Source organism: Pseudomonas sp. RGM2987, assembly GCF_022952855.1.
GTDB lineage: Bacteria > Pseudomonadota > Gammaproteobacteria > Pseudomonadales > Pseudomonadaceae > Aquipseudomonas.
Window position 1 is genome coordinate 1 of sequence record NZ_JALJDX010000146.1, and the last position, 25,724, is coordinate 25,724.

Consider the following 25,724-nt stretch of genomic DNA (forward strand, 5'->3'; position numbering starts at 1 on the left):
GCTTATGTACGCTTGACCAGATGCACCGCCAGCACGTCGCAAGGCGCACCGTGCAGCACATCGTTGGCGGTCGATCCCAGCAGCAGCGCCAGGCCGTGACGGCCATGGCTGCCGACGACGATCATGTCGCAACCCTGTTCCTTGGCCAGGTGATGGATCTCCTGGCGCGGTTGCCCGTAGGTCAGGTGACTGTTTTCCTTTTTCAGGGCCGGGTACTTGGTGATCAGCCGGTCGAGGCGTTCCTTGGCTTGATCGAACTGTTGCTGCTGCAACTGGGAAAGATCCATTGGCACATCACCGCCGAAGGCCATGGCCATCGGCTCGACAATGTGCACCAGGGACAGTTTGGTGCCGTCCCGTCCTTCGCAAAGGGCGAGCGCGCGTTTGACGACGGGATCGCATTCTTCAGTGAGGTCGACGGCGACCAGGATGTGTTCGTAGTACATAAAAAGCACTCCAGAGAATGGCGATGCGGTAAGTATGGCTGGTTTCAAGCCCATTGACGCCGACTGGGGTCAATGGGCTCATCGGAATTTGGGAGTACGAATATGACGGTCTGGATTGTGCTGTCAATCCTGTTGGTGGTGTTGAGCCCCTTGGCATGGTTGCGTCCGTCCCGTTTACAGAGCGGTCGCATGGCCCTGCGCATGGAGGCGCGGCGCCTCGGCCTGGCTATGCAACTGGCCCCGCAGGAGTGGCCGCATTGGCTCGCACAGCAGCCGCCGAACCCGTGCGCCCAGTACTATCGGCCCCGGCGCGGCGGGCAATCGGCCAGCTGGAGCTACTGGCAAACTGCGCCTGGGGTGTGGGCCAATCAGTGGAGGGAAGTCTGCCAGGATGAGTCTCTACTGATTCATTTCGAGAAGTTGCCGGCCAACGTCTACAAAATCGAGGCCGACCGGCAAATGATCGCCCTTTATTGGGGTGAAAAAGGTGAGGCCAGTGTATTGCAGGACATCTGTGCCGTGCTGAAGGCATTGGCCTGAAGCCTGCCGGCATCTTTGCGGGCAAAAAAAGCCCGACACAAGTGTCGGGCGGGTTGGCCAGGCAGGCCGGTAACCTTTTTAACAAGTCCGGGCGTTCATTCGTAACGTCATCCGCCCATTCAAGCACATATCCCCCCAGCTTAGTCGGTTGAATCCGTCGCACTCTGGATTAGGGCGATTTTTCTAATTATTGACTCTATGAATAGCACTCCATCAGGCCCTGCATAACAGGTCCGTACGGTACGGAAATGACTGTGGAGTCGCGCTCGCTCGCTCTGTTTAGCGCGATTGACAATTGTCGGAAATTCCGTGAAGGTGGTGTACCCAAATCAAACGGGCGTATGAATTGAGCGTTTGTATTTTCAGAACGTTCCTACAGAAACCCGACTATCGCGTTGACGGGTGTGCCTGGCGAATTGGCGTAGCATCGACGGTAATGTCAATGCCCGAACCAGCGGCCAGCGTCCAACGTGTACTGTTCAGCTTCCATATCGTGGAGATCAGTTGATGATTTACGAAGGTAAAGCCATCACGGTTAAGGCTCTTGAAAGTGGCATCGTCGAACTGAAATTCGACCTCAAGGGTGAGTCCGTCAACAAGTTCAACCGTCTTACCCTGAACGAACTGCGTCAGGCCGTGGACACTATCAAGGCAGATGCTTCGATCAAGGGTGTGATCGTCAGCAGCGGCAAGGACGTGTTCATCGTCGGCGCCGACATCACCGAGTTCGTCGATAATTTCAAGCTGCCCGATGCCGAACTGATCGCTGGCAACCTCGAAGCCAACCGCATTTTCAGCGATTTCGAAGATCTCAACGTACCGACCGTCGCGGCCATCAACGGCATCGCCCTGGGTGGCGGCCTGGAAATGTGCCTGGCAGCGGATTACCGCGTCATGTCCACCACGGCCAAGATCGGCCTGCCGGAAGTCAAGCTGGGTATCTACCCGGGCTTCGGTGGTACCGTGCGCCTGCCACGCCTGATCGGTGTCGATAACGCCATCGAGTGGATTGCCGCCGGCAAGGAAAATCGCGCAGAAGACGCGCTGAAAGTCGGCGCCGTGGATGCGGTGGTCGAACCTGGCAAGCTGCAGGCAGCTGCCTTGGAAACGGTCAAGCGCGCCATCAGTGGTGAGTTCGACCACAAGGCCAAGCGTCAGCCGAAGCTGGAAAAGCTCAAGCTCAACGCCATTGAACAAATGATGGCCTTCGAAACCGCCAAGGGTTTCGTTGCCGGTCAAGCTGGCCCGAACTACCCGGCGCCGGTCGAAGCGATCAAGACCATCCAGAAAGCCGCCAACTTTGGTCGGGACAAGGCCCTGGAAGTCGAAGCCGCCGGCTTCGTCAAACTGGCCAAGACCTCGGCAGCACAAAGCCTGATTGGCCTGTTCCTCAACGACCAGGAACTGAAGAAAAAGGCCAAGGCCTACGACGAAATCGCCCGTGACGTGAAGCAGGCCGCCGTACTCGGCGCCGGCATCATGGGCGGCGGTATCGCCTACCAGTCGGCGTCCAAAGGCACGCCGATCCTGATGAAAGACATCAACGAACACGGGATCGAGCAAGGTTTGGCCGAAGCCGCCAAGCTGTTGGTCGGTCGCGTCGACAAAGGTCGCATGACCGCAGCGAAAATGGCCGAAGTGCTCAACGGCATTCGTCCGACCCTGTCCTACGGCGATTTCGGCCACGTCGACCTGGTGGTCGAAGCGGTCGTCGAGAATCCGAAGGTCAAGCAGGCGGTATTGGCTGAAGTCGAAGGCCAGGTCAAAGAAGGCACCATCCTGGCCTCCAACACCTCGACCATTTCCATTTCGCTGTTGGCCAAGGCCCTCAAGCATCCGGAAAACTTTGTCGGCATGCACTTCTTCAATCCGGTGCACATGATGCCGCTGGTGGAAGTGATCCGTGGCGAGAAGTCCAGCGAAGAGGCGGTTGCCACCACCGTGGCCTACGCCAAGAAAATGGGCAAGAACCCGATCGTCGTCAAGGACTGCCCGGGCTTTTTGGTCAACCGCGTGCTGTTCCCGTACTTCGGCGGCTTCGCCAAGTTGGTCAGCGCTGGCGTGGACTTCGTGCGTATCGACAAGATCATGGAAAAATTCGGCTGGCCAATGGGCCCGGCGTACCTGATGGACGTGGTCGGTATCGACACTGGCCACCATGGCCGCGACGTGATGGCCGAAGGTTTCCCTGATCGCATGAAGGACGACCGTCGTTCGGCTGTCGATGTGCTTTACGAGGCCAAGCGCCTGGGTCAGAAGAACGGCAAGGGCTTCTATGCCTACGAGACCGACAAGCGTGGCAAGCAGAAGAAAGTGGCCGATTCGTCGGTGCTGGAAGTGCTCAAGCCGATCGTCTACGAGCAGCGCGACGTCACCGACGAGGACATCATCAACTGGATGATAATCCCGCTGTGTCTGGAAACCGTGCGTTGCCTGGAAGACGGTATTGTCGAGACTGCTGCCGAAGCCGACATGGGTCTGGTCTACGGTATCGGTTTCCCTCCATTCCGTGGCGGTGCGCTGCGCTACATCGATTCGATCGGTGTGGCCGAGTTCGTTGCCCTGGCTGACCAGTACGCTGATTTGGGCGCGCTGTACCACCCGACCGCGAAGCTGCGCGAGATGGCCAAGAACGGCCAGAGCTTCTTCGGTTAAGCGCCCAACGACTAGAGCGAGAGAACATTTATGAGCTTGAATCCTAGAGACGTCGTGATTGTCGACTTCGGTCGTACGCCGATGGGCCGCTCCAAGGGCGGCATGCACCGCAACACCCGCGCCGAGGACATGTCGGCGCACCTGATCAGCAAACTGCTGGAACGTAACGTCAAGGTCGATCCGAACGAAGTCGAGGATGTGATCTGGGGCTGTGTGAACCAGACCCTGGAGCAGGGCTGGAACATCGCCCGCATGGCTTCGCTGATGACCCAGATCCCTCACACGTCGGCCGGCCAGACCGTCAGCCGCCTGTGCGGTTCGTCCATGAGCGCACTGCACACCGCTGCCCAGGCGATCATGACCGGCAACGGTGATGTGTTCGTCGTCGGTGGTGTCGAGCACATGGGCCACGTGAGCATGATGCACGGCGTCGATCCGAACCCGCACATGTCGCTGTACGCGGCAAAAGCCTCGGGCATGATGGGCCTGACCGCGGAAATGCTCGGCAAGATGCACGGTATCACCCGTGAACAGCAGGACGCCTTTGGCGTGCGTTCCCACCAGCTCGCCCATAAGGCGACGGTGGAAGGCAAGTTCAAGGACGAGATCATCCCGATGCAGGGCTATGACGAGAACGGTTTCCTGAAACTGTTCGACTACGACGAGACCATTCGTCCGGAAACCACCCTGGAAAGCCTGGCGGCCCTCAAGCCGGCATTCAATCCGAAGGGCGGCACCGTGACCGCCGGTACTTCGTCGCAGATCACCGATGGTGCCTCGTGCATGATCGTGATGTCGGCCCAGCGTGCCCAGGACCTGGGCATCCAGCCGATGGCGGTGATTCGGTCCATGGCCGTGGCGGGTGTGGATCCGGCGATCATGGGCTATGGTCCGGTTCCGGCCACTCAGAAAGCCTTGAAGCGTGCGGGCCTGAGTATCTCCGATATCGACTTCTTCGAGCTCAACGAAGCTTTCGCCGCACAGGCCCTGCCGGTGCTGAAAGATTTGAAAGTGCTCGACAAGATGAACGAGAAGGTTAACCTGCACGGCGGCGCGATCGCCCTGGGTCACCCGTTCGGTTGCTCCGGTGCGCGTATCTCCGGCACGCTGCTGAATGTCATGAAACAGAACGGCGGTACTTTTGGCGTGTCCACCATGTGCATTGGCCTCGGCCAGGGCATCGCCACTGTCTTCGAACGCGTCTAAGCGTTGCGTCGATGGAAGCCGGGGCCAAGTGCCCCGGTTTTTGTTTTTCCGGGTTTAATAAAAAAGAATTTTGTTTTTATTTTGAAAAAATTTCAGCGAGGGCCGAAGCATGCCGATACAACCTGGGCTCTACCAACATTACAAAGGCCCGCAGTACCGCGTATTCAGTATTGCGCGGCATTCCGAGACCGAGGAAGAAGTGGTCTTCTATCAAGCCCTGTATGGTGATTACGGCTTTTGGGTGCGCCCCTTGAGCATGTTCCAGGAGTCGGTCGAGGTTGACGGCGAACAGGTCCCACGCTTTGCTTTGGTGCAGGCCGAGGCGAGCATTTTTTCCGGGTCTTGAGGTCGGCATGGGGGTGACCCTGCGCTTGACCTCACCTTGCAGCCACTATATATAGCGGTGCCGCGTCAGGCGCCAACCGCCTTTCACTTTTTAGAATTCAGGAATTTTCTGATCCATGGGCAAATCGCTGGTCATTGTGGAATCCCCGGCTAAGGCCAAGACCATCAACAAGTATCTGGGCAACCAATACGTGGTGAAGTCGAGTATCGGCCATATCCGAGACCTGCCCACCAGCGGTTCGGCTAGCGCCAGCAAGGAGCCTGCCGCCAAGCGCGGCAAGGCCGCCGCTGGCGAAGCGCCGGCGCTGTCGCCTAAGGAGAAGGCGCGCAAGCAGCTGGTCTCACGCATGGGGGTAGATCCGGAACACGGCTGGAAAGCCAAGTACGAGATCCTCCCGGGCAAGGAAAAGGTTATCGAAGAACTGCGTCGGCTCGCCAAGGACGCCGACACCATCTATCTCGCGACGGACTTGGACCGCGAAGGGGAAGCCATTGCCTGGCACCTGCGCGAAGCCATCGGTGGCGATGACAGCCGCTACAAGCGCGTGGTGTTCAACGAAATCACCAAGAAGGCCATCCAGGAGGCCTTCTCCGAGCCGGGCGAGCTGGACATTCACCGGGTCAACGCCCAGCAGGCGCGTCGTTTTCTCGACCGCGTGGTGGGCTACATGGTTTCGCCACTGCTGTGGGCCAAGATCGCCCGCGGCCTGTCGGCCGGGCGAGTGCAGTCGGTCGCGGTGAAGCTGGTGGTGGAGCGCGAGCGGGAGATCCGCGCGTTCATTCCTGAAGAGTACTGGGAGGTCCACGCCGACCTCGGCACCGCCAAGGGCGCCACCGTGCGTTTCGAGGTCGCCCGCGAGAAAGGCGAGGCCTTCAAGCCGCTCAACGAAGCACAGGCCATGGCTGCGCTGGAGAAGCTCAAGGCTTCCAGCTACAGCATCGTCAAGCGCGAAGACAAGCCGACCAGCAGCAAGCCATCGGCACCGTTCATCACCTCTACGCTGCAACAGGCTGCCAGTAACCGCCTGGGCTTTGGCGTGAAGAAAACCATGATGATGGCCCAGCGTCTGTACGAAGCCGGCTACATCACTTACATGCGTACCGACTCGACCAACCTCTCGGCCGATGCCGTGGCGATGGCGCGAACCTATATTGAAAGCGAATTCGGCAAGAAGTACCTGCCGGAGACGCCCAATGTCTATAGCAGCAAGGAAGGCGCTCAAGAGGCTCACGAAGCGATTCGTCCGTCAGACGCCAACACCGAGCCGAGCAAGCTATCGGGCATGGAGCGCGACGCCGAGCGCCTCTATGAGCTGATCTGGCGCCAGTTCCTGGCTTGCCAGATGTTGCCAGCGCAATACCTGTCGACCACGGTCAGCGTCGGTGCCGGCGATTTCGAGCTGCGTGCCAAGGGCCGCATCCTGAAATTTGACGGTTATACCCGCGTCATGCCACAGATCGCCAAGCCTGGGGATGACGATGTCCTGCCGGACATGGCCCAGGGCGATGTGATGAAGCTGATCAAGCTTGATCCGACGCAGCATTTCACCAAGCCGCCGGCGCGCTATTCCGAAGCCAGTCTGGTCAAGGAAATGGAAAAACGCGGGATTGGTCGTCCTTCGACCTACGCCGCGATCATCTCCACGATCCAGGACCGCGGTTACGTGGCGTTGCACAACCGTCGTTTTTACTCGGAAAAGATGGGTGACATTGTTACCGAGCGTCTATCCGAAAGCTTCTCGAACCTGATGGACTACGGCTTCACCGCCGGCATGGAAGAGAACCTCGACGATGTGGCCCAGGGCGAGCGCGACTGGAAAAACGTCCTTGATGAGTTCTACGGCGACTTCAAGAAAAAACTCGAAGTGGCCGAAAGCCCAGAAAGCGGCATGCGCGCCAACCAGCCGGTCATGACTGACATTCCGTGCCTGACCTGCGGCCGGCCGATGCAGATACGCACCGCCTCGACCGGTGTATTCCTTGGGTGCTCCGGCTACAGCCTGCCACCCAAGGAGCGCTGCAAGGCGACGGTCAACCTGGTGCCGGGCGACGAAATCGCCGCGGACGACGAGGGTGAATCCGAATCCCTGGTGCTGCGTGGCAAGCATCGCTGCCCGATCTGCAGCACGGCGATGGACGCCTACCTGTTGGATGAGAAGCGCAAGTTGCACATCTGCGGTAACAACCCGGACTGTGCCGGCTACGAGATCGAAGAGGGCACCTATCGCATCAAGGGCTACGAAGGCCCAAGCCTGGAGTGCGACAAGTGTGGCAGCGAGATGCAGCTCAAGACCGGCCGTTTCGGCAAGTTCTTCGGTTGCACCAACCCGACCTGCAAGAACACCCGCAAACTGCTCAAGAGCGGTGACGCGGCGCCGCCGAAGATGGACCCGGTGAAGATGCCTGAGCTCAAGTGCGAGAAGGTCAACGACACCTACATCCTGCGCGATGGCGCCTCTGGCCTGTTCCTGGCGGCAAGCCAGTTCCCGAAGAACCGCGAAACCCGGGCGCCGCTGGTCATGGAAATCGTGCCGCACAAGGATGAGATCGATCCGAAGTACCATTTCCTCTGCGAAGCACCGCAGAAGGATCCGGAAGGACGCCCAGCGGTGATTCGTTACAGCCGCAAGACCAAGGAGCAGTACGTGCAGACTGAAGTCGACGGCAAGCCGACCGGCTGGAAGGCCTTCTACGACGGCGGTAAATGGAAGGTTGAAGACAAGCGCTGATCGTTTGGGGTGGGTGCCCCGGCGTCCGCCGTCAGCCAACCAGGACCCCCTGTGGGAGCGAGCCTGCTCGCGATGATGGAGTTTTAGTCAGCATCGATGTCGACTGATACACCGCTATCGCGAGCAGGCTCGCTCCCACAGGGGGACGCTTGATCCTTGGATTGACTGTTTTCGACTTGCGGTGCCTAGGTTGATCCACGACACTGTCGCCCTTGCGTGAAGCTTTTATTTCGTTGGAGATGCCGCCATGGCCCACGAACTCTACACTCGCACCAATCAGAAAATTTATTTCGCCGGCCTGTCGCTCGAAGCGCTCACCAGAGCCGAGGATGGGCGTGCAATGAACTCTCCAGCGCTGCTTCAGGCAGGGCGTGAGTCCGCGCTGTTTCACCTTTACGGTGCATTGTTGGGTTTGTGTCATGAAATTGCCGGGTTCTATCGTCTGCCGCAGGCGAATGCGCCACGGGCTGAGCTGCTATTGACCCGCGAAGTATTGGATGCCATTGCCATCCCGGAATTGGCTGAAATGGTTGAGTTGGCTCACAACCCGGAAACCTGGCTGGCGAAACTGTTGGCCGCCCACGCGGCGCTCTTCCAGCCGCCACGAGCCCCGCACAAGCCCAAGGGCGACGTGACCCAGCCGTTGATCGTGGCGGTCAACCTGGATGAGCAAGAACCTGAGCAGGACTTGAGTCGGGAAGAGCTGGAGAGCTGGCGCCAGAACCTCAAGAGTCTGGCAATACGCTTTCGCGAAGGCTTGAACGAGTGCTGAATTTTCCTTCAGCCCGCTCTGTTTGTTGATGACACTTGGTCAAGATACCGAGCGAAGCCTGGCCGATGACTATATAATCCTCGCCTTTCGTGGAGAACAGACTTTTATGCCAACGTCCTTTCTAGAAATTGTCGAACTTCCTGATGGCCGCATCGAACTGCGCAGGGCCGAGGACGAAGGTTCACTGGTCACCTTGAACTTCTCCGAAGACGCCAAGGCGTTCCTTCAAGGCCAACACGTCGAGGTCGCCAAGGCGATGTTGAGCGTAGGCGTTCAGATGGCTGGACGCCTGGTTGAAGGCGAATTCAACAAGGAAGAGGGCCCGCGGGTTCTGCATTGATCCCGTGTGTCGGTTCTAGCGAATCAAGTCTCATCGGCTTCTCTGTCCTGGAGAAGCCCCGGGTGTGTCTTAGCCCAATCGAATATTCAGGCTTTGTGCGTCTCCGGTGCGAGCGGCGCTGATCAATTGTTGCCGTGCGCTGGCGGTCAAAGGATTGAGCCAACTGACTACGGTATGGCTTCGACCCAGGCGTAGCGCCTCGCAGGTCAACTGTTGAGCGCTTTGAGTGCCTCGGGGTTGCAACAACAGGATGCGTTCACGATTCAATCCGGCGTCTCGCAGCCAGGCTTGGGTTACGCTGGCCGGCGGTGCGATCAGTGTCAGCCAGCGAGCATCCTGGTCCTGGCTCAGTTCACGCAGAATCGGCGCCAGCAAGTTCAGGCAGTTCCCGGCCGCGCCACGTAACGACAGTTCACTGAAAGCGTCGGGCTCGACGCCCCAGGGCGACTCGATGACCTCTTTCAGGACTGGAACCAGCGGTTGAGCCATGAATGCCTCGAACAGCGGAAGTTGTGTGTGTTGCGGGGTGTGAGGGAACTGCATAAAGCCTCCTTTAGCGGCGAATGACGCCGACGCTCAAGCCTTCGATGACCAGCTCCTGATCTTTCAGGTTGACTTCGATGGGGGCGAATTCCGGGTTCTCGGCGATTAGCCAGACCTTGCTGCCGTCGCGCTTGAAGCGCTTGACGGTCACTTCGTCGCCGATACGGGCCACTACGATCTGGCCATTGCGCGCTTCACGCGTGGTGTGTACGGCCAGCAGGTCGCCATCGAAGATGCCGATGTCCTTCATGCTCATGCCGTGCACACGAAGCAGGTAGTCAGCCCGTGGGTGGAAGAACGAAGGGTTGATGTTGCAGGACTCTTCGACGTGTTGCTGGGCCAGGATCGGAGCACCGGCAGCAACCCGGCCGATGATCGGCAGCGTGGTTTCGTCGGCCTTGGCTTCGAAGCCTGGGATGCGAATACCGCGGGAGGCACCCGGGGTCATTTCGATAGCCCCCTTGCGGGCCAGCGCCTTGAGGTGCTCTTCAGCGGCGTTGGGTGACTTGAACCCCAGTTCCTGAGCGATTTCCGCACGGGTTGGCGGGTAGCCGTTGTCTTCGAGGCAACGTTTGATGAAGGCCAGAATCTCTGCTTGGCGTGGCGTCAGCTTTAGCATAATGATCGCTCTGTCTTTTTATACAGTGACTGGGATTATATACAGTGGACGCCGCTTGGCAATCCTCCTTTTTTCACACGCCGCTGGACGGTCAATCGTACGGCCCGATATGACATCGCTACGGCCTGGTAAAAGGTGTGGTTAAATATCTGACCGGGCGTTCGCAAAACGTCCCGGCAGGCTTGACAACCCTTGGGCTGAAACGTATGTTTCAAACAAGTGTTTGTCAGGCGGAGTACCCATGGCCCAGTCGGAAACCGTTGAACGCATTCTCGATGCTGCCGAGCAGTTGTTCGCGGAAAAAGGTTTCGCCGAGACCTCGTTGCGTTTGATCACCAGCAAGGCCGGGGTAAACCTGGCGGCGGTGAACTATCACTTCGGTTCGAAAAAGGCGCTGATCCAGGCGGTTTTCTCGCGATTCCTCGGGCCTTTCTGCATCAGTCTCGACCGCGAGCTGGAACGGCGCCAGGCCAAGCCGGACGTCAAGCCGACTCTCGAGGAGTTGCTGGAAATCCTGGTCGAGCAAGCCCTCGTCGTGCAGCCACGCAGCGGCAATGACCTGTCCATTTTCATGCGCCTGCTGGGCCTGGCGTTCAGCCAGAGCCAGGGTCACCTGCGGCGTTACCTGGAAGACATGTACGGCAAGGTGTTCCGTCGCTACATGCTGCTGGTCAACGAAGCGGCTCCGCGTATCCCTCCCATCGAATTGTTCTGGCGTGTGCATTTCATGCTCGGCGCTGCGGCGTTCAGCATGTCCGGTATCAAGGCGTTGCGAGCCATCGCCGAAACCGATTTCGGTGTAAACACATCGATCGAGCAGGTGATGCGCCTGATGGTGCCGTTCCTGGCCGCCGGCATGCGCGCCGAAAGCGGTGTCACCGATGAGGCCATGGCGGCCGCGCAATTGCGTCCACGCAGTAAATCCGCCCCGGTTCCCGTCAAGGCCTGAGTCGTCGGGTGGGCGCGGCCGCTGACATCCGCTAAGCTAGCCGCCCATGCCGACTCTCGTCTCGAACCTGCTTTATTATTCGCTCTCGCCGCTCGGGTTCATCGTTATTAAGGAAATACTATGACTGCTGGCCTGCAAGGCTCGTTGATGGTGGACGTCGCCGGTACCTGGCTGACGGCCGAAGATCGCCACCTGTTGCGCCAGCCGGAAGTAGGCGGCCTGATCATTTTCGCCCGCAACATCGAGCATCCGCGCCAGGTGCGTGAGCTGAGTGCGTCAATCCGCGCCATCCGGCCCGACCTGCTGTTGGCGGTGGATCAGGAGGGTGGTCGTGTCCAGCGTCTGCGCCAAGGTTTCGTGCGCCTGCCGGCGATGCGGGCGATTGCCGACAACCCGAACGCCGAGTACCTGGCCGAGCAGTGCGGCTGGATCATGGCCACCGAGGTGCTGGCGGTCGGCCTGGATTTGAGCTTCGCACCGGTGCTGGATCTGGATTATCAGCGCAGCGCTGTCGTCGGCAGCCGAGCCTTTGAGCGCGATCCCGAGCGCGCAGCGCAATTGGCCGGGGCCTTCATCCGTGGCATGAACGCCGCCGGGATGGCGGCCACCGGCAAGCACTTTCCGGGGCATGGCTGGGCCGAGGCCGATTCCCATGTGGCCATTCCGAACGATGAGCGCAGCCTCGAACAGATCCGGGCTAACGACCTTGTGCCCTTTGCCCGCTTGAGCAAGCAGCTCGCGGCGGTGATGCCGGCCCACGTCATTTATCCGCAGGTCGACGCCAGTCCGGCCGGATTCTCCCGGCGTTGGCTGCAGGACATCCTGCGAGGCGAGTTGCAGTTCGACGGCGTGATCTTCAGCGATGACCTGTCCATGGCCGGTGCTCATGTGGTGGGCGATGCCGCCAGTCGGATCGAGGCGGCCTTGACGGCCGGTTGCGACATGGGCCTGGTGTGCAACGACCGCGCCGCCGCAGAGCTGGCCTTGAGCGCTGCCCAGCGCCTGAAAGTCAAGCCCTCGGCGCGGATCGCACGCATGCGCGGCCAGGCCTTTGCCTCTACTGAGTATCGTCAGGATCCGCGTTGGCTGGAGGCGATTGGCGCGCTGAAAGCTGCTCAACTGATCGATTAAGGGCTTTGACATGGCTGTCTATATTCTGATTGATGACACTCCATGACCCAGTCGATTGAAGAACTTCTCGAGACTGAATGGATGGAGGAATTTGGTCCTCGTTATCTTGAGCGCGGGTTCGACTACGCCGAGAGAGAAAGCGTCCGGATACTGCGGGTAGAGGAACGAGCGATCCACGCTGAATGCCTGGGCAGTGGCGACAATACCTATCAGCAAGTCATCAAGCTCAATCGTTATCGTGGCTACGACAGTGTTCATTACGAATGCTCGTGCCCGGTCGGATACAGCTGCAAGCACTGCGCTGCCGTCATGTTCCATCTCATGGGAAATCCGCAAGCACTGGAGACCGGCTCCGGCGGTGAGCGCCTGAGTCTGGAACTTGAAGCCTGGATCTCGCATATTCCTGCTCCAGGCCCCGGGTCGGCAGGCACCGGAAAAACCGATGTCCGGCTCTTCTACAAGCTCCAGAAAATGCATTCCGGGAAGTGGATGCTGGAGCTGTTCAAGGGGCGTCAGCTTGACGACGGTTCCTTGAAGGATCTCAAAGCGTTTGGTCAACTGACGGACATGCTGATTCGCTTTCCGGATTACATGTCCGATATCGACAAACAGATAGGTCAGGCGCTGATCAGCAGTCAGCACCATCACAGTCAGAACAGTTTTCTCTTGCAAGGGCGTCATGGCGCTGAGGTGCTTGCACTTGCATTAAAGTCTTCTCGCTTGTTCCTTGAGTTTCACCTGCCGCAGCCTCTGGTCGTCGGCCCTCCAAAACACGCCCGGTTTTCCTGGGTAGAACAGTCCAATGGCAACTACCGACCTCAATGGCAAAGTGGCGATCAGGCATTGGATAACATTCTGGGTCTTGAGCCGCTTCATTACCTGGATATACCGCGCGGCGAGCTGGGCAGGCTTTCCTATGAAATGGATGACAAACTGGCGTGCTATTTATATTTCGCACCGGAGGTCCCCGCTAAACATGTCGCACTTTTCAGTCATCGGATCAGCGCTGTCGATCGGTCGATACCGCCCCCGAAAAAACTGACGGAGCGCATCATCCAGGATGTCGAGCCGCAGGCGGTGCTGACGTTGGGCAGTGAGTTCAACTTCAGGCGTTGGAACTCGGTCCCGGAACATCGCGCGGCGTTGACCTTCACTTACGACGGGCACGTTGCGGACGATAAAGCAGTCACCGAGATTGTGGTCCTGTCGGGGGCAGAGACCCTGCGAATCCAACGTAAGCCGGATGCTGAGCAGGTCTTTCGTACGGTTTTGCGTAAAGTGGGCTTCAAGAAAGCCAGCCGGGCTCAAAGCCTTGCACTAACAGATAGTCCGGGCGAGCTGTACAAAATGCGCGATGACGCAGCCTGGTTGGCCTTCATGGAAAAAGGCTTGCCGCAACTGCGTGCCGCTGATTGGCAGGTCGAAATTGAGGATGGCTTCCATTTCGTTGTGCAACCGGTGGAGCAATTTTACGCCGACATCGAGGAGTCGCCTGATCGGGCGTGGTTCGATTTGCAGTTGGGCATAGTCGTGAATGGCGAACGGCATAGCCTGCTGCCGATTTTGCTTCATCTGCTTCGCTCGAATCCGGAGATGATGGCCCCGGATAATCTCGATCGGCAAGATGATGACCAGTTGATGCTGATCGATCTCAACGGCGGAAAGTTCATGGCCGGGCCCGGCGTCAAGGTCGCGCTGCCATATGGTCGGATCAAGTCGTTGATGGCCACCCTTGGTGAGCTGTACAAGAAGGAGCATCGGGGCGACTCGATACGTTTGAATGCCTTCGATGCCGCGAGGTTGAATACGCTCGAGGGTGTGCCGCTGGCCTGGCAGGGCGGGGAGCGACTGCGTACGTTCGCCAAACGGTTGAATGAGTCGACTCATGTGCGCGTCGCTGCACCTGAAGGGCTCAATGCCACGTTGCGTCCATATCAGCTCGAAGGCCTGAACTGGATGCAAAACCTGCGTGAGCTGGAGGTCGGCGGCATCCTGGGTGATGACATGGGCCTGGGGAAAACCTTGCAAACCCTGGCGCACCTGCTCTACGAGAAACAGGCTGGGCGCCTGGATCTCCCGGCGCTGGCGATCATGCCGACCAGCCTGATTCCCAACTGGCTCGATGAAGCCGAGCGCTTTGCGCCACAGCTCAACGTCCTGGCGCTGCACGGTGCGACCCGGCAAAAAGACTTCACCAGCCTGGCACAATATGACCTGGTATTGACGACCTATGCCTTGTTGCCGCGCGATCTGGAGGTGCTACAGCCCCAGGCCTGGAGTGTGCTGATCCTCGATGAAGCGCAGAACATCAAGAACCCCACCAGCAAGGCCGCCCAGGCTGCTCGCGAACTGAAGGCCCGGCAGCGCCTGTGCCTGTCGGGCACGCCTCTGGAAAATCATCTGGGCGAACTTTGGTCGCTGTTCCATTTCCTGTTGCCCGGTTGGTTGGGGGACAGCAAGACCTTCAATCGGGACTACCGGACACCGATCGAAAAACACGGTAACGGCGAGCGAATGCGTCACCTGACGGCGCGGATCAAGCCTTTCCTGTTGCGGCGTAAGAAGGAACAGGTCGCTACTGAGTTGCCACCCAAGACGGAAATCGTGCATTGGGTCGATCTCAGCGAGGGGCAGCGGGATGTCTATGAGACCGTGCGCATCGCGATGGACAAGAAGGTCCGCGATGAGATTGCCCGTAGCGGCGTGGCTCGCAGCCAGATCATTATCCTCGATGCATTGCTCAAGTTGCGCCAGGCCTGCTGCGACCTGAGGTTGCTCAATACGACGCAGACGGACAAGGCGCTGCGCTCGGGCAGCGCAAAACTGACCAGCTTGATGGAGATGCTGGAAGAACTCCTCAGTGAAGGGCGCAAGGTTTTGCTGTTTTCCCAATTCACCTCGATGCTGGCCTTGATTGAAGAGGAGTTGAAAAAGCGCAGCCTTGATTATTCCTTGCTGACCGGTTCCACCACGGATCGTCGTACCCCGGTGAGGGATTTTCAAAGTGGCAAGGTGTCACTGTTCTTGATCAGCCTGAAGGCGGGCGGTACGGGGCTCAACCTGACGGCCGCCGATACGGTGATCCATTTCGACCCGTGGTGGAATCCGGCAGTGGAAAATCAGGCCACCGACCGCGCGTACCGGATCGGGCAAAACAAGCCGGTGTTCGTCTACAAACTGATTGCCCGCGGTACGGTGGAGGAGAAGATACAGCTTCTTCAGCAGGACAAGGCTGCATTGGCTGGCAGCGTGTTGGATGGCGGAACGACAGGCGGATGGAAGCTTGAGCAGAGTGATATCGAAGCGCTGTTTGCGCCGTTGCCCAAGTCTTGAATTCGCATAATGATCATTGTGAGGGCGCGAATGATCACAGGCTTTTCGTGCGCCCCAGATATCTGTGGGAGCGGGGTTGCTCGCGAAGACTGAGTGTCAGTCAACGTCATTACCACTGACCCTGCGCCTTCGCGGCAACATTAATGTTTGCTGACCCTGCGCCTTCGCGAGCAAGCCCGCTCCCACAGTGTTTCGCTTTCGACGGGGCCTCAGCGCTTCTCAAGCTTATCCGGCAGCGGCGCAAACAGTGCCTCGATATCCTCGCTCTGCAACTTCCAGTCTCCGGCCACGCGTCCGTCGAGCACGCCCGCGGCGAGGTCGGATTTTTCTTTTTGCAGCAGCTGAATCTTCTCTTCCACCGTGCCGCGGGCAATCAGTTTGTAAACGAACACCGGTTTTTCCTGGCCGATGCGATAAGCGCGGTCGGTCGCCTGGTTTTCGGTTGCCGGGTTCCACCACGGGTCGTAATGGATCACCGTGTCGGCTTCGGTCAGGTTCAGCCCAACGCCACCGGCCTTCAGGCTGATCAGAAAGATCTGACGCTTGCCGCTCTGGAATTCCTTGACCGGCGTACGCCGGTCGCGGGTCTGGCCGGTCAGGATGGCGTAGTCGACGCCGCGTTTCTTCAGTTCACTCTCTATCAAGGCCAGCATCGAGGTGAACTGGGAAAACAGCAGCACCCGGCGGCCCTCTTCAAACAGCTCCTCAAGCATTTCCATCAGGCTGTCGAGCTTGCCCGAGGTGCTGCCTCGCGCGGGCAGGGCGGCGTCGTTGATCAGGCGCAGGTCGCAACACACCTGGCGCAGCTTGAGCAGCGCTTCGAGGATGATGATCTGGCTGCGGGCCACGCCTTTGCGGGTGATCTCGTCGCGGACCTTCTTGTCCATGGCCAGGCGCATGGTTTCGTAGACATCCCGCTGGGCATCGCTGAGTTCGACCCAATGGATGATCTCGGTCTTGGGCGGCAGCTCCGTCGCTACTTGCTCCTTGGTCCTGCGCAGCAGGAAAGGTTTTATCCGGCCGTTGAGGTGCTGCAGTCTTACCTCACTGCCGCGCTTTTCAATCGGTACGCGGTAATCACGGTTGAAACTCTTCACATCCCCGAGCCACCCCGGCAACAGGAAGTGGAACAGCGACCACAGCTCGCCCAAGTGATTTTCCAGCGGCGTACCGGACAGGCACAGGCGCTGCCGGGCGTCGAGTTCGCGGGCGGCCTGGGCGGCTTTGCTGGTGGGGTTCTTGATGTACTGGGCTTCATCGAGGATCAACACATGCAGTGGCTGTGCTTTCAGGCGCTCGACATCCTTGGGCAACAGCGCATAGGTGGTGAGGATCAGGTCGTATTCGGCCAGGCGCTCGAAATGCTTCTTGCGCCCGGCGCCGTACAGCGCCAGTACCTTGAGTTGCGGAGTGAAATGGCTCGCTTCGTCGAGCCAGTTGGGAATCAGGCTGGTGGGCATGACTACCATGCACGGCCGGTCGAGGCGCCCGGCATTTTTCTCGCTGAGAATATGTGCCAGAGTCTGTAGGGTTTTGCCCAGGCCCATGTCGTCCGCGAGGATGCCTCCGACTTCCAGCTGACGCAGCGATTGCATCCAGCTCAGACCTTCGAGTTGGTAAGGCCTCAGCGTCGCGTTCAAGCCATCTGGAGCGCTGCTGGTGTAGTCCTTGATGTCCCGCAGGCGTTGGGCCAGGCCGCGAATGTGTTCGCCGCCTTCCCAGCTCAGGGGCATGTCTTGCAGCGGGTTCAGGCGCAAGGCGTCCGCGCTGTTCAGCCGCAGTTTGGTGGTGCCGGGTTCTTGCAGGTAAAACTCGCCAAGGGTGGCCAGTACTGGTTTCAGCCGGCCATAGGGCAGCGCCACTTGCTGCGGACCGAACTCGGAATTCGGGCGGTTGGGCAGGTTGACCAGGATCAGTTCGTCGTCGCGGCGCCGGGCCAGGCGTTCCGGGTTGAACAACTCGATATGCGAGCGCATCAGGTTCAGCAGGATCGGCAGCAGGCTCAGGCGCTCGCCGTTGACGATGATCCCCAGTTCCAGGTCGAACCAGTCCCGCTCCGGTGCTTCTTCCACCGTGGCATACCAGTCGTCGACGGCGGTCAGATCGAAACCGAACTCCTCGTCGATCTGCAATTCCCAGCCTTGCTCGCGCAATTTCGGCAGGTCGTTGAGGGTAAACGTCAGCCAGGCGCTGTCGTTGACCATCTCGTACAGCTCACCAGCGCTTTCCGGCAACGCCTTGCTTTGCCGGGTCGCGATCTTGAAGCCAAGGATTCTTAGCTGTTCGCGGTAGGACTGTTCCACATCGGTGTGGCGTTTTATCCGCAGCGTCTGGGTTTCCTGGCGAATCAGTACGTCGGTGTTGCGCTGGCCGCTGACGTATTCATCCAGGTAACTGAAGGACAGGGCAGCGCGGTGCTGGATGTAGCGCTGCATCTTGCCGTTGCGGGGCTCGAAGGCGCTGAACTCGATGCTCGCCAGCCACAGGCGCGGCAGCGGTTGCACATTGTCCACCAGCACTTGCGGCGGGGCCTTGGGGCTGCGGTTGTCCAGCACCGCCTGGAGTTTCTCCAGCAGTTGCGCGTCCTTTTCGGCGGCCGGGTAGGCCAGGGTTTCCTGGACTTGCAGCAGCACCGCCGCGCAGTGCTTGCAGTTGATGCGCACCGGACAGGAGCAAGCGGCCTCAAGCAGGATCAATGTGCCTTTGGCTGACTCTTTAAGGCGAATAGTCTGACGGTAGACACTGCCGCCGGAGCCTTCGCAACTGGCGGTGATGGTGCTGTCGCCGGCCTCGACGATCCGCACGCGATTTTCCAGCGCATAACGGCGCCCGCGCTCCAGGCTCTGTTCCTTGAATCGATTGACCCAGGAAGGTGCCAGGGGTTTGCTCAGGGGCGAGGGCATAGGCGCCGATCAGTCCGGAATGACGTCAGGCGCCTGCCGTGGCGCGGGCGCGGTCAGCGAGGTGATCTTGATCAGCAGCCCGAGGTGGCCATTGTCGAGGAAATTCAGTTGCCCGTTCTTGGTGTGGCTTTGTTGCTTGAGGCGCTCGCTGGCGGTGACCAGGCCATTGGTGTCGATCTGGTTGATCCAGAAATCGGCGTCCACGTCGGTGAAGCGCCCCAGCTTCAGCTCAAGGGTGCCCTCGATGGGAAATTGACCGAATTGTTCGGCTCCGTCGCTGATGGCGACCTTGCTGCCCTGTTCGCCCAGGTTCTGTTGCCACGCCTTGTGCATCAACACTGTGTATTGGCCGCTGGCGTTGAGTTTTTCGACGATGTTGCCCAGGGTCGGCGTGCGCTGGCTGTCCGAGGCCAGGCGTTGGGCGCCGGCATCCCAGTCTTCCGGCGCAGCGCGGCTGATGATGGCCGGTTCGGCGTTCTGGCGCACCAGGATCATTTCGACCTGATACAGGTCATCGGCAAACGCCAGGGGAGCGACCAGGGTCATCAACAAAGTCAGTGAGCGAAACAGGCGCATGTGGCGTCCTTCAAGCAGTGGTCGGGGTAAGGCGCTCGAACAGCGCTTCTACGGTGTTGAAACGCTCTTCCGGGCGCTCCATGGGCACCATGAATTTGAACATCGTCGCACCTTCGAACTTGTAGCGTTTGGGCTGGCCCTGGATCAGCTTGATCAGTACCAGCGGATCGACCGGCGTCTGCGCTTCGAACTCGATACGACCGCCGTTGGGGCCGCCGTCGACTTTCTTGATGCCCAATTGCTCGGCCTTGAGCTTGAGCAGCGTGGTGCGCACCAGGTTCTTGGTCGGTTCCGGCAACAGGCCGAAGCGGTCGATCATCTCCACTTGCAGGTCCTTGAGACCTTCCTCGTCGGTGGCCGAGGCGATGCGTTTGTAGAGGATCAGTCGCGCGTGGACATCCGGCAGGTAGTCCTCCGGGATCAGCGCCGGCACCCGCAGGTTGATTTCCGGCCCGCCACCCAAGGGTTGGTCGAGGTTCGGCTGTTCGCCCTTGCGGATCGATTTGACCGCCCGTTCGAGCATTTCCATGTACAGGGTGAAGCCGACGGCCTGGATCTGCCCGCTCTGGCCGTCGCCCAGCAACTCACCGGCGCCACGGATTTCCAGGTCGTTAGTGGCGAGCACGAAGCCGGCGCCCAAGTCCTGGGTGTTGGCGATGGCTTCCAGGCGCTTTTCCGCATCCGGCGTGATCTGCTGGCGTGGCGGGGTCAACAGGTAGGCGTAGGCCTGGTGGTGGCTGCGCCCGACCCGGCCGCGCAACTGGTGCAACTGGGCCAGGCCGAACTTGTCGGCGCGTTCGATGATGATGGTGTTGGCGCTCGGCACGTCGATGCCGGTCTCGATGATGGTCGAGGCGATCAGCACGTTGAAGCGCTTGTGGTAGAAGTCGCTCATCACCTGTTCGAGTTCACGTTCGCGCATCTGCCCATGGCCGATGCCGATCCGCGCCTCCGGTACCAGCTCGGCCAGGTCGGCGGCGCATTTCTCGATGGTCTTGACGTCGTTGTGCAGGTAATAGACCTGGCCACCCCGCAGCAGCTCACGGAGCAAGGCTTCCTTGACCGTGCTTTTGTTCTGCTCCATGACGAAAGTGCGCACCGACAGGCGACGGGCCGGCGGGGTGGCGATGATCGACAGGTCACGCATGCCCGACACCGCCATGTTCAACGTGCGCGGGATCGGCGTGGCCGTCAGGGTGAGGATGTCGACCTCGCTGCGCAGGGCCTTGAGCTGTTCTTTCTGGCGCACGCCAAAGCGGTGTTCTTCGTCGATGATCACCAGCCCGAGGTTCTTGATCTTCACATCGTCCTGCAGCAGCTTGTGCGTACCGATGACGATGTCGATCTTGCCCTCGGCGAGGTCGGCGACGGCAGCGTTCACTTCCTTGGTGGACTTGAAGCGGCTCATCACTTCCACGGTCACCGGCCAGTCGGCGAAGCGGTCACGGAAGCTGTTGTAATGCTGTTGGGCGAGCAGGGTGGTGGGTACCAGGATCGCCACCTGCTTGCCACCGTGCACGGCAATGAACGCGGCGCGCATCGCCACTTCGGTCTTGCCGAAGCCCACATCGCCGCACACCAGTCGATCCATCGGCTTGGCGGCGAGCATGTCGGCGCGCACGGCTTCGATGGTGGTCTGCTGGTCGACGGTTTCTTCGAACGGGAAACCGGCGCTGAAGGTTTCGTAGTCGGCTTTCGGGTCGGCGAAGGCGTAACCTTCGCGGGCAGCACGGCGGGCGTAGATGTCGAGCAGTTCGGCGGCCACGTCGCGCACCTGTTCGGCGGCCTTGCGCTTGGCTTTCTGCCAGGTTTCCGAGCCCAGGCGATGCAGCGGGGCCAGGGCGTCGTCGCTGCCGGTGTAGCGGGCGATCAGGTGCAGGTTTGCCACCGGCACGTAGAGCTTGGCGCCCTCGGCGTATTCCAGGGTGAGGAATTCGGCCGCCTGGTTGTCGATTTCCAGGGTCGCCAGGCCGAGGTAGCGTCCTACCCCGTGGTCGATGTGCACTACCGGCGCGCCTTCGCGCAGCTCGGTGAGGTTCTTGATGACGGCGTCGTTGGCGGCATCGGCGCGCTTCTCGCGACGGCGACGCTGCATGACGCGCTGACCGAACAACGGGCTTTCGGCCACCAGCGCCAGTGCCGGATCATCCAGCACAAGGCCGTCGTTGAGTGGCGCGATGGTAATTGCCAGGCGATCCTTGCCGGCGACGAAGTCCGGCCAGTTGTCGACTGTTTTTGGCCGCAGCTTCAGGCGTTCCAGCAACTCCAGCAGCACTTCGCGGCGTCCGGCGGTTTCTGCGGTGAATAGAACGCGACCGGGGAACTCGTCGAGGAAACCGGCCAGGGCCGCCAACGGCTGGGCGGCCTTGGCTTCGATCGCCAGGTCTGGCAAGGGCTTGGCCGGGAAGCGCTCGCGGCCGACGCCGGTTTCTACGTCCTGCTGGCTGGCGACTACGCGCGGCCAGTTCTTGAGGCGGGCAAAGCAGTCTTCCACCGGGAGGAACAGCTCGGCCGGCGGCAACAGCGGACGGGAGGGATCGACGCGGCGCTCTTCATAGCGGTTGCGCACGTCGTTCCAGAAATTTTCCGCCGCTTGTTCGATGCCCGGCAGGGAGAACACCTGAGTGTCCTGGGGCAGGTAATCGAACAGGGTAGAGGTTTCTTCGAAGAACAGCGGCAAGTAGTACTCGATGCCGGCGGGGGTAATCCCACTGCTCAAATCCTGGAAAATCGGGCAACGGCGGAAGTCCACGTCAAAGCGCTCACGAAAGCGCGCCTTGAAGCGCGTCACGGCGTCCTTTTGCAGCGGGAACTCCTTGGCCGGCAGCAGGCGAATCGACTGGACCTTGTCGATGGAGCGCTGGTTCTCCGGGTCAAAGGTGCGCAAAGTCTCGATTTCGTCATCGAACAGGTCGATGCGGTACGGCAATTTGCTGCCCATCGGGAACAAATCGATCAGTGCACCGCGTACGGCAAACTCGCCATGCTCGTAGACCGTGTCGACGCAACGGTAGCCACTGGCCTCCAGGCGGGTGCGCATCTGCTCGACGTCGAGTTTCTGGCCGATGTCCAGTACCAGGCTGCTGCCCAGCAGAAACTGGGTGGGTGCCAGGCGATGTAGGGCCGTAGTGATCGGCACTACCAAAACGCCATGACTGAGCTCCGGTAGCCGGTAAAGGCTGGCGATCCGCTGGGAAATGATGTCTTGGTGGGGCGAAAACAGATCGTAGGGCAGGGTTTCCCAGTCCGGGAAATGCAATACGGGCAGTTCCGGAGCGAAGAAACCCAGCTCCTGTTCCAGGCGCTCAGCGCTTTGGCTGTCGGCGGTCAGCAGCAGGGTAAAGCGCTTGGCAGCGCTGGCAGCCTCGGCGATGGCCAGGCTCAGGGCGGCACCGGGCAGATTGCCCCAGTGCTGTTTACCTGCCGCGGCAGGGAGAAGCGGAAGACGCAGAACGGGCACGGAAGGTTGAGCTCCAGCGTTGCGACAAAGTCGACAAGTGTAGCGGGGGAAGGGGGCTGCTGTCAGTCGCAGACTACCCGGGCAGACAGGAAAACCACGGTGCGACAGGCGCGCATTGCTCCGCCGAGGACTCGGCGGCATAATGTAGCCCCTTTTTTCAGCCCCTACATGTGGAAGGTTCCCGTGACTCAGAAGCCCGACCAGTGTCTTGGTGAATGGATTGATCGTGAAGCGCTCGCCGAAGCGATGATCCCTCTCATCGGTCAGCTCTACCGCAATAACAACGTGGTGAGCTCGATCTATGGCCGCAGCCTGATCAACCAGTCTGTCATCGCGATTCTCAAAGCACATCGCTTTGCTCGTCACCGTTCTTCCGACGACAGCGAACTCTCCGTCCACGAAACATTTCCCCTGCTCAAGGCCATGAGCGAGCTCAAGCTCGGCGCGGCCTCCGTGGATCTGGGCAAGTTGGCGTTCAAATTCCGCAACGAAGGCAACGGCCGTAGCGCCGAGCAGTTCGTGCGTGAAGAGATGGCTGATGTGGTTGGCCAGCAAAACGTTTCGGCTCGCAAGGGCACTGACGTGGTCCTGTACGGCTTCGGTCGTATCGGTCGCCTGCTGGCGCGCATCCTGATCGAAAAAACCGGTGGTGGCGACGGCCTGCGCCTGCGCGCCATCGTGGTGCGCAAGGGTGCCGAGAACGACCTGACCAAGCGTGCCAGCCTGCTGCGTCGCGATTCGGTCCATGGTTCGTTCAACGGCACCATCACCATCGATGAAGAAAACAACACCATCACCGCCAACGGCAACCTGATCCAGGTGATCTACGCGAAGAACCCGACCGAGGTGGACTACACCCAGTACGGCATCAAGGACGCCCTGCTGGTGGACAACACCGGTGTATGGCGTGACGCCGACGGCCTGGGCCAGCACTTGGCCTGCCCGGGTGTCGACCGCGTGGTCCTGACCGCACCTGGCAAGGGCAAGCTGAAGAACATCGTCCATGGCATCAACCACGGCGAAATCACCGCTGACGACAAGATCGTCTCCGCCGCCTCCTGCACCACCAACGCCATCGTGCCGGTGCTCAAGGCAGTGAACGACAAGTTCGGCATCGTCAACGGTCACGTCGAAACAGTTCACTCGTACACCAACGACCAGAACCTGATCGACAACTTCCACAAGGGCGATCGTCGTGGCCGCAGCGCGGCGCTGAACATGGTGATTACCGAGACCGGTGCCGCCACCGCTGCCGCCAAGGCCCTGCCTGAACTGGCCGGCAAGCTGACCGGCAACGCGATTCGCGTGCCTACGCCTAACGTGTCGATGGCCATTCTCAACCTGAACCTTGAGAAAGCCGCCACCCGTGAAGAGATGAACGAGTACCTGCGCTACATGGCGCTGCACTCCGAGCTGCATAAGCAGATCGATTTCGTCAATTCCCAGGAAGTGGTGTCCACCGACTTCGTGGGCTCGCGCCACGCCGGTGTCGTGGATGCTGAAGCCACCATCAGCCAGGATAACCGCGTTGTTCTGTACGTCTGGTACGACAACGAATTCGGTTACAGCTGCCAGGTGGTCCGAGTGATGGAAGACATGGCCGGTGTAAACCCGCCAGCGTTCCCGCGCTAAGCGATAGCCGCTGATAAAAAACGCCCTGACTTGTCGGGGCGTTTTTTTGTCTGGGGTTTTTGTGTTGTCTGGGCAGGCCTCTTCGCGAGCAAGCCCGCTCCCACAGTTTGTCCGCGTACATTCTGTGGGAGCGGGCTTGCCCGCGAAAGCAATCTGTCAGGCGCCACCCACTACCGATGCCTGCGCAGTCCGCAGCTCATGCCGATTGCCCCTGAACAACACCAGGGTTGCAATCAGCCCCAACACTGCCGCGCCGCTGAGCCAGATCCCCGGCGCGGCCTTGTTATCCAGTACATGAATCAGATAAGTACACGCCGCCGGGGTAAATCCACCGAAGGTCGCGGTCGCCAGGCTGTAGGCCAGGGAGAACCCGGTGGTGCGCACTTCAACCGGCATGATTTCCGTCAAGGCCACCACCATCGCACCGTTGTACGATCCGTACAGGAATGACAGCCACAGTTCGACGATCAGCAAGTGGCTGAAGCTGGGGTTTGCCACCAGCCAGGACAGTGCCGGGTAGGCGGTGAGGATTGCCAGGATCGTCGCCGCGAGCAGCAGGGGCTTGCGTCCGATCTTGTCGGAAACGGCACCCATGACCGGCAACCAGAAGAAATTCGACAGGCCGATGCACACCGTGACCAGCAACGCATCCAGGTCCGAGAGGTTCAGTTCGGCCTTGCCGAAGGTCGGTGTGTAGGCGGTGATCAGGTAGAACGACACGGTGGTCATCACCACCAGAGCCATGCCGGCCAGGACGATGCCAAAGTTCTGGCCGATGGAGCGGATGATTTCCGACAAGGTAGGGCGGTGCTTTCTGGCCTGGAACTCAGGGGTTTCTTCCAGCGAGCGACGGATCACGAAGATGGCCGGCACGATCATGCAGCCCACCAGGAACGGCACGCGCCAGCCCCATTCGCCCATTTCCTGGGGGCTGAGCCAGTGATTGAGGCCCACCCCCAGCAGCCCGGCGAACACCACGGCGGCTTGTTGGCTGGCCGATTGCCAACTGACATAGAAGCCCTTGCGCCCCGGCGTGGAGATTTCCGCCAGGTAAACCGATACGCCACCCAATTCGACACCGGCGGAGAAGCCTTGCAGCAGTCGTCCCAGCAGCACCAGCAGCGGGGCCGCCACGCCCAGAGTGGCGTAACCAGGGACGCAGGCAATCAGGATGGTGCCGGCGGCCATCATCGCCAGGGTGATGATCAAGCCTTTGCGGCGGCCATGACGGTCAATGTACGCACCGAGAAATATCGCCCCCAGCGGGCGCATCAGAAAACCGGCGCCAAACGTGGCCAGGGACAGCATCAACGAGGCGAAAGCACTGTCGGTGGGGAAGAATGTCTTGGCGATGGCCGTGGCGTAGAAGCCATAGACCATGAAGTCGAACATCTCCAGGAAGTTGCCGCTGACAACGCGAAAGATCGCCTTGCCGTTGCTTGTAGTGGAAGGCATGGGTAGGTACTCACTCTGGCATCTTGTTGGAAACGCAGTACCTGATGTGGGAGCGGGCTTGCTCGCGAATGCGGTGGGTCAGTTCATACC

Annotated in this window: 18 protein-coding genes; 11 read left to right on the plus strand and 7 right to left on the minus strand. The window is 60.0% G+C overall.

Annotated features, from left to right (window positions below; all coding sequences use genetic code 11):
- Positions 1–2: 2 nt before the first annotated feature.
- Complete coding sequence (locus RGM2987_RS05430; protein ID WP_245139095.1) at positions 3–446, minus strand: universal stress protein; 444 nt, start codon at positions 444–446, stop codon at positions 3–5.
- A 102-nt stretch (positions 447–548) separates the two neighbouring features.
- On the opposite strand from RGM2987_RS05430, the gene RGM2987_RS05435 reads away from it, so the two are divergent.
- From RGM2987_RS05435 to RGM2987_RS05465, 7 genes are all read left to right on the plus strand, one after another.
- The gene (locus RGM2987_RS05435) at positions 549–986 is read left to right on the plus strand and encodes a hypothetical protein (RefSeq protein WP_245139096.1); all 438 of its coding nucleotides are present in this window, start codon (positions 549–551) and stop codon (positions 984–986) included.
- A 507-nt stretch (positions 987–1,493) separates the two neighbouring features.
- Positions 1,494–3,641 (plus strand): fatty acid oxidation complex subunit alpha FadB, encoded by a 2,148-nt coding sequence (fadB, locus tag RGM2987_RS05440; protein ID WP_245139097.1) that lies wholly within the window; start codon positions 1,494–1,496, stop codon positions 3,639–3,641.
- A 30-nt stretch (positions 3,642–3,671) separates the two neighbouring features.
- Positions 3,672–4,847 (plus strand): acetyl-CoA C-acyltransferase FadA, encoded by a 1,176-nt coding sequence (gene fadA, locus RGM2987_RS05445; protein ID WP_245139098.1) that lies wholly within the window; start codon positions 3,672–3,674, stop codon positions 4,845–4,847.
- A 109-nt stretch (positions 4,848–4,956) separates the two neighbouring features.
- Positions 4,957–5,193, plus strand: coding sequence for a DUF1653 domain-containing protein (locus tag RGM2987_RS05450; protein ID WP_245139099.1), 237 nt, complete (start codon positions 4,957–4,959; stop codon positions 5,191–5,193).
- Positions 5,194–5,308: 115 nt separating this feature from the next.
- Positions 5,309–7,921, plus strand: coding sequence for a type I DNA topoisomerase (gene topA / locus RGM2987_RS05455; RefSeq protein ID WP_245139100.1), 2,613 nt, complete (start codon positions 5,309–5,311; stop codon positions 7,919–7,921).
- 247 nt (positions 7,922–8,168) lie between these two features.
- Positions 8,169–8,693 (plus strand): DUF6586 family protein, encoded by a 525-nt coding sequence (locus tag RGM2987_RS05460; protein WP_245139101.1) that lies wholly within the window; start codon positions 8,169–8,171, stop codon positions 8,691–8,693.
- Positions 8,694–8,799: 106 nt separating this feature from the next.
- On the plus strand, positions 8,800–9,033 hold the full coding sequence (locus RGM2987_RS05465; RefSeq protein WP_047227208.1) for a hypothetical protein: 234 nt from the start codon (positions 8,800–8,802) through the stop codon (positions 9,031–9,033).
- Between the two features lie 69 nt (positions 9,034–9,102).
- Here RGM2987_RS05465 and sulA read toward each other — a convergent pair whose 3' ends face one another.
- Both sulA and lexA read right to left on the minus strand, forming a co-directional pair.
- Positions 9,103–9,576, minus strand: a complete 474-nt coding sequence (gene sulA / locus RGM2987_RS05470) for an SOS-induced cell division inhibitor SulA (RefSeq protein ID WP_245139102.1) — start codon at positions 9,574–9,576, stop codon at positions 9,103–9,105.
- Between the two features lie 10 nt (positions 9,577–9,586).
- On the minus strand, positions 9,587–10,195 hold the full coding sequence (gene lexA / locus RGM2987_RS05475; RefSeq protein WP_245139103.1) for a transcriptional repressor LexA: 609 nt from the start codon (positions 10,193–10,195) through the stop codon (positions 9,587–9,589).
- A gap of 241 nt (positions 10,196–10,436) precedes the next feature.
- On the opposite strand from lexA, the gene psrA reads away from it, so the two are divergent.
- From psrA to RGM2987_RS05490, 3 genes are all read left to right on the plus strand, one after another.
- Positions 10,437–11,144: a transcriptional regulator PsrA gene (gene psrA, locus RGM2987_RS05480; protein WP_245139104.1), complete on the plus strand. Its 708-nt coding sequence runs from the start codon at positions 10,437–10,439 to the stop codon at positions 11,142–11,144.
- A 132-nt stretch (positions 11,145–11,276) separates the two neighbouring features.
- Positions 11,277–12,275 (plus strand): beta-N-acetylhexosaminidase, encoded by a 999-nt coding sequence (gene nagZ, locus RGM2987_RS05485; protein WP_245139111.1) that lies wholly within the window; start codon positions 11,277–11,279, stop codon positions 12,273–12,275.
- A 42-nt stretch (positions 12,276–12,317) separates the two neighbouring features.
- Positions 12,318–15,608, plus strand: a complete 3,291-nt coding sequence (locus RGM2987_RS05490; RefSeq protein WP_245139105.1) for a DEAD/DEAH box helicase — start codon at positions 12,318–12,320, stop codon at positions 15,606–15,608.
- Positions 15,609–15,817: 209 nt separating this feature from the next.
- Here RGM2987_RS05490 and RGM2987_RS05495 read toward each other — a convergent pair whose 3' ends face one another.
- From RGM2987_RS05495 to mfd, 3 genes are read right to left on the minus strand one after another with little or no spacing between them, the layout of a single operon-like run.
- Complete coding sequence (locus tag RGM2987_RS05495; protein ID WP_245139106.1) at positions 15,818–18,511, minus strand: DEAD/DEAH box helicase; 2,694 nt, start codon at positions 18,509–18,511, stop codon at positions 15,818–15,820.
- 9 nt (positions 18,512–18,520) lie between these two features.
- Entirely contained in the window at positions 18,521–19,087 is a 567-nt protein-coding gene (locus RGM2987_RS05500; RefSeq protein WP_245139107.1) for a CsiV family protein, read from the minus strand.
- A 10-nt stretch (positions 19,088–19,097) separates the two neighbouring features.
- Entirely contained in the window at positions 19,098–22,547 is a 3,450-nt protein-coding gene (gene mfd / locus RGM2987_RS05505; RefSeq protein WP_245139108.1) for a transcription-repair coupling factor, read from the minus strand.
- Positions 22,548–22,715: 168 nt separating this feature from the next.
- Between mfd and RGM2987_RS05510 the strand changes: the two genes are divergently transcribed.
- A complete protein-coding gene (locus RGM2987_RS05510; protein WP_245139109.1) occupies positions 22,716–24,179 on the plus strand; it encodes a glyceraldehyde-3-phosphate dehydrogenase in 1,464 nt (487 codons plus the stop codon).
- Positions 24,180–24,335: 156 nt separating this feature from the next.
- Here the strand turns inward: RGM2987_RS05510 and RGM2987_RS05515 are convergent, their stop codons facing one another.
- Complete coding sequence (locus tag RGM2987_RS05515; RefSeq protein ID WP_245139110.1) at positions 24,336–25,634, minus strand: MFS transporter; 1,299 nt, start codon at positions 25,632–25,634, stop codon at positions 24,336–24,338.
- Positions 25,635–25,724: the final 90 nt, after the last annotated feature.

Bases quoted from the DNA above. Each gene is read 5' to 3' on its own strand.
- RGM2987_RS05430 (WP_245139095.1), bottom strand. From the start codon at position 446: ATGTACTACGAACACATCCTGGTCGCCGTCGACCTCACTGAAGAATGC.
- RGM2987_RS05435 (WP_245139096.1), top strand. From the start codon at position 549: ATGACGGTCTGGATTGTGCTGTCAATCCTGTTGGTGGTGTTGAGCCCC.
- fadB (WP_245139097.1), top strand. From the start codon at position 1,494: ATGATTTACGAAGGTAAAGCCATCACGGTTAAGGCTCTTGAAAGTGGC.
- fadA (WP_245139098.1), top strand. From the start codon at position 3,672: ATGAGCTTGAATCCTAGAGACGTCGTGATTGTCGACTTCGGTCGTACG.
- RGM2987_RS05450 (WP_245139099.1), top strand. From the start codon at position 4,957: ATGCCGATACAACCTGGGCTCTACCAACATTACAAAGGCCCGCAGTAC.
- topA (WP_245139100.1), top strand. From the start codon at position 5,309: ATGGGCAAATCGCTGGTCATTGTGGAATCCCCGGCTAAGGCCAAGACC.
- RGM2987_RS05460 (WP_245139101.1), top strand. From the start codon at position 8,169: ATGGCCCACGAACTCTACACTCGCACCAATCAGAAAATTTATTTCGCC.
- RGM2987_RS05465 (WP_047227208.1), top strand. From the start codon at position 8,800: ATGCCAACGTCCTTTCTAGAAATTGTCGAACTTCCTGATGGCCGCATC.
- sulA (WP_245139102.1), bottom strand. From the start codon at position 9,576: ATGCAGTTCCCTCACACCCCGCAACACACACAACTTCCGCTGTTCGAG.
- lexA (WP_245139103.1), bottom strand. From the start codon at position 10,195: ATGCTAAAGCTGACGCCACGCCAAGCAGAGATTCTGGCCTTCATCAAA.
- psrA (WP_245139104.1), top strand. From the start codon at position 10,437: ATGGCCCAGTCGGAAACCGTTGAACGCATTCTCGATGCTGCCGAGCAG.
- RGM2987_RS05490 (WP_245139105.1), top strand. From the start codon at position 12,318: ATGACCCAGTCGATTGAAGAACTTCTCGAGACTGAATGGATGGAGGAA.
- RGM2987_RS05495 (WP_245139106.1), bottom strand. From the start codon at position 18,511: ATGCCCTCGCCCCTGAGCAAACCCCTGGCACCTTCCTGGGTCAATCGA.
- RGM2987_RS05500 (WP_245139107.1), bottom strand. From the start codon at position 19,087: ATGCGCCTGTTTCGCTCACTGACTTTGTTGATGACCCTGGTCGCTCCC.
- RGM2987_RS05510 (WP_245139109.1), top strand. From the start codon at position 22,716: ATGTGGAAGGTTCCCGTGACTCAGAAGCCCGACCAGTGTCTTGGTGAA.
- RGM2987_RS05515 (WP_245139110.1), bottom strand. From the start codon at position 25,634: ATGCCTTCCACTACAAGCAACGGCAAGGCGATCTTTCGCGTTGTCAGC.